Origin of the sequence: Mesorhizobium sp. M5C.F.Ca.IN.020.32.2.1, from assembly GCF_004023105.1 — a bacterium.
Taxonomy (GTDB): Bacteria; Pseudomonadota; Alphaproteobacteria; order Rhizobiales; family Rhizobiaceae; genus Mesorhizobium; species Mesorhizobium wenxiniae.
Genome location: NZ_RZSX01000796.1, coordinates 1 through 2890 on the forward strand (window position 1 = coordinate 1; position 2890 = coordinate 2890).

3 protein-coding genes are annotated in these 2890 nt (G+C 62.0%); all 3 read left to right on the forward strand.

All coding sequences use genetic code 11. From position 1 onward, the window contains the following. On the forward strand, window positions 1-719 hold a 719-nt coding region (locus EOA86_RS28955; protein WP_128344797.1), incomplete at its 5' end, for an aminotransferase class III-fold pyridoxal phosphate-dependent enzyme. Further along, window positions 716-1699 carry a beta-ketoacyl-ACP synthase III gene (locus EOA86_RS28960; protein WP_091595821.1) on the forward strand — a complete coding sequence of 328 codons (984 nt, stop codon included), beginning with the start codon at window positions 716-718 and terminating at the stop codon, window positions 1697-1699. The genes EOA86_RS28955 and EOA86_RS28960, both read left to right, overlap by 4 nt. A gap of 173 nt (window positions 1700-1872) precedes the next feature. Further along, on the forward strand, window positions 1873-2890 hold a 1018-nt coding region (locus EOA86_RS28965), incomplete at its 3' end, for an MFS transporter (RefSeq protein WP_128344799.1).

Below are 2890 nucleotides of genomic sequence, written 5' to 3' on the forward strand. Positions count from 1 at the left end.
AGGCACTCTCCCGCGACCGGCGCGCCGCCGCGCTGATCGTCGAGCCGCTCGTGCTCGGCGCCGGCGGCATGCTCATGTATCCGGCCTGGGTTCTGACCGAATTGAAGAGGATCACTGAGGCCGCCGGCACGCTGCTGATCGCCGATGAAGTGATGACCGGCTGGGGGCGCACCGGAACCATGTTCGCCTGCGAACAGGCGTCCGTCTCGCCGGACATCCTGTGCACCTCGAAAGGTCTGACCGGTGGTACCATCCCGCTGGCCGCCACGATCGCCACCGATGCCATCTTCCAGGCTCACTATTCCGAGGATCGCAAGAAGACGTTTTTCCATTCGAGCTCCTACACCGCCAATCCGATTGCATGCGCGGCGGCACTTGCCAATGTCGAGATCTGGCACGACGAGCCGGTGGCCGATCGGATCGCGGCCTTGAGCGAGCGACAGGCCGCCGGGCTTCGACGCTTTCGCGACAACCCTCGCTTCACCGATTGCCGGACAACCGGCACCATCGCGGCACTCGACCTACGCACCGGCTCAGCCGGTTATCTGGCCGAGATCGGGCCAAAACTGCGCGCTTTTTTTCTTGAGCGCGGCCTGCTCGTGCGCCCGCTCGGCAATGTCCTGTACCTTCTGCCGCCCTATTGCATTACCGGCAACGAGTTGGATGGGCTCTATGACGCCATCGAGGAGGCCGGCGAACGCTTCGGCTCAAAGCCATGAGCCGATCATCGCGCATTCTCGGGCTTGGCCATCATGCGCCCGCGCGCAAGGTGGAGAATCCGGAAATCGAAGATCGTCTCGGGCTTGAACCCGGCTGGATCGAGCGGCGCACCGGGATACGGTCGCGCTTCTGGGCAGCGGACGAAGACACGCTGTCGGCCCTTGCCGCGCACGCCGGCGACATGGCGCTGACCAATGCCGGTATCGACCGCGGCGACATCGGCCTGCTGTTGCTCGCTACCTCCACACCCGATCATCTTCTGCCGCCAAGCGCGCCCCTGGTCGCACATCGGCTGGGACTAGGTCGCGCCGGCGCGATCGACCTGACCGGCGCTTGCGCCGGCTTCATCTATGCGCTGATGTTCGCCGACGGGTTCACTCGCCTGCATGGCAAAGCGAGCCTTGTCATTGCCGCCAACATCCTCAGCCGCCGCATCAATCCGGCCGAGCGCGCCAGCGCCGTGCTGTTTGCCGATGCCGCCGGCGCGGTGGTGATCGGTCCGTGCGATGACCCGGATCGAGGCATTCTCGGCGCTTCGGTGGATTCGGACGGCTCGCGTTACGGGCTGATCCAGATTCCTGCCGGTGGAAGCAACAATCCGTTCCATGGCGGCCTCGACCTCGAGCAGACCCGGATGACGATCACCGATGGCCGCGAAGTGTTCGCCAAGGCCGTGGAGATGATGACCGCCTGCTCGAGAGATGCGCTCACTGCTGCCCGACTGAGGCCGCAAGACCTCGATCGTTTCGTGCCGCATCAGGCCAATGCTCGCATTTTCGACGCGGTCGGCAGGAACCTCGGCATCACAGATCACTCGATGGTCAAGACGATCGCCGAATATGGCAACTCTTCCGCCGCGACGATCCCGCTCTCGTTGTCGCTCGCCCATCGGGCGCAGCCGTTTCGGCCTGGCGAGAAAGTCCTCTTGGCGGCAGCGGGTGCGGGTCTCAGCGGCGGCGCGCTTGTCGTGGGAATTTAGCAAAGCAACGCTTGCGCATAGGACTGCTCATGAATGAGACTATGAGAATGGCTCAATACGCAAATAGTCGCCGGCAAGCTCCATAGAGCTGGGTTCCGTGCGGTGCTCCGCGATGTCTAAGTATCGACCCACTTGCTCAAATCGCAGCGCTCATCGAAGGCCAGCAAAACCTCATGCAGAGCGAAAATCCTCAACCGCCCGTTTCAAAGACGCTCGCCCCATTTCGAAACAAGGTGTTTCGCTCAATTTGGACGGCCACCCAGATTTCCAGCCTCGGTTGGCTAGTGCAAACGGTCGCCATCAGTTGGCTTATGGCAACGATTTCAGCGTCCGACCTTATGGTGGCTCTCGTCCAGGCCGCATCCACACTGCCGGTGTTCTTCCTCTCAGTTTTCGCCGGAGCCATTGCCGACAACTTCAGCCGCCGGTGGGTGATGTTTGCGGGACACTGCCTGATAGCATCGGCGTCGATGACGCTGATGATTTCTGTGGGTCTGGGATTTGTCAGTCCTTGGCTGATTCTCGGGTTAGGTTTCCTGGCCGGCTGCGGCTTTGCCTTGAATGATCCGGCCTGGCACGCTTCGGTCGGCGATATCCTTCACAAACGCGACATTCCGGCCGCAGTGACGCTTATGTCCGTCGGATACAACATTGTGCGCAGCGTTGGTCCGGCCTTAGGGGGCGTGATCCTGGCCGTCTTTGGGCCGCTGGCCGCTTTCGCCTTGGCTGCGGTGAGTGATCTGGCGCCTATAAGCGCGATATGGCGCACCAAATGGGAGGTCCGCTCTTCGCCTCTCCCTCGTGAGAGAATGACGACGGCAATTCATGACGGAGTGCGCTTTACGGCGATGTCTTTGGAGATCAGGGCAGCGACCGCCCGAGCAGCTCTTTTCGGATTGGCAAGCATCTCCATTCTGGCGTTGCTCCCTCTCGTCGTCCGGGATCAGTTGAAGAGTGGGCCAATTGTCTACGGTATCTTATTGGCCGGCTTCGGCATGGGTGCTTTCATCGCGGGCATGGGCAACGGCTTCTTGAGGAAGGTCACGTCTCAAAACAGGCTGGTGGCCTTCGCCTCTGTGGCTTGTGCAGTCTGTTGCCTCTCCCTTGCCCTGACATCGTCGGTTCCTGTGGCGGCCCTTTTGCTGGCGCTCGGCGGGGCGGGTTGGCTTATCACCTGGACGGGCCTTGACG